This is a genomic window from Nocardiopsis sp. MG754419 (genome assembly GCF_018207095.1).
Lineage (GTDB): Bacteria > Actinomycetota > Actinomycetes > Streptosporangiales > Streptosporangiaceae > Nocardiopsis.
The window spans coordinates 1-789 of the sequence record NZ_QOCZ01000325.1 but is presented as its reverse complement, the minus strand read 5'-3'; the positions used below and the strand labels follow the sequence as shown (position 1 = coordinate 789).

At 59.1% G+C, this 789-nt stretch carries 1 rRNA gene; it reads right to left on the bottom strand.

Annotated features, from left to right (window positions below):
- Positions 1 to 472: ribosomal RNA gene (locus DSY14_RS27935) — 23S ribosomal RNA — on the bottom strand; the annotation flags it as partial.
- Positions 473 to 789: the final 317 nt, after the last annotated feature.

The following is a 789-nucleotide window of genomic DNA, read 5'->3' as shown; positions in this document are numbered from 1 at the left end:
GGCCCCGTGCTACTTGGGTGTCTCTCAAACGAGCCGCTGACGTTTCGACTACGGGGGTCTTACCCTCTACGCCGGACCTTTCGCATGTCCTTCGCCTACATCAACGGTTTCTGACTCGTCCCACGGCCGGCAGACCGTGGAAGAGAGATCCCACAACCCCGTATACGCAACCCCTGCCGGGTCTCACACGCATACGGTTTGGCCTCATCCGGTTTCGCTCGCCACTACTCCCGGAATCACGGTTGTTTTCTCTTCCTGCGGGTACTGAGATGTTTCACTTCCCCGCGTTCCCTCCGCATACCCTATGTGTTCAGGTATGGGTGACAGCCCATGACGACTGCCGGGTTTCCCCATTCGGAAACCCCCGGATCAAAGCCTGGTTGACGACTCCCCGGGGACTATCGTGGCCTCCCACGTCCTTCATCGGTTCCTGGTGCCAAGGCATCCACCGTGCGCCCTTAAAAACTTGGCCACAGATGCTCGCGTCCACTGTGCAGTTCTCAAACAACGACCAACCACCCGTCACACACCAACTACGTCAGTGCTTCACCGGGGCCGGCAACCCGAAGGACGAGCAACGCTCGCACCCTCAGACACCCAACAGCGTGCCCGACACACTCGCCTCTCTCATTCGCTTTCCACGCCGAAGCAGTACTTGCGAACCCGAGCAGGCCGAGTGTGCCGAATAATCAACGTTCCACCCATGAGCAACCACCGTCGAACGTTTGCCGACGTAGTGGCCTCTGACCTCGTCCCGAAGGACTCGGTAAGAAGTGCTCCTTAGAAAGG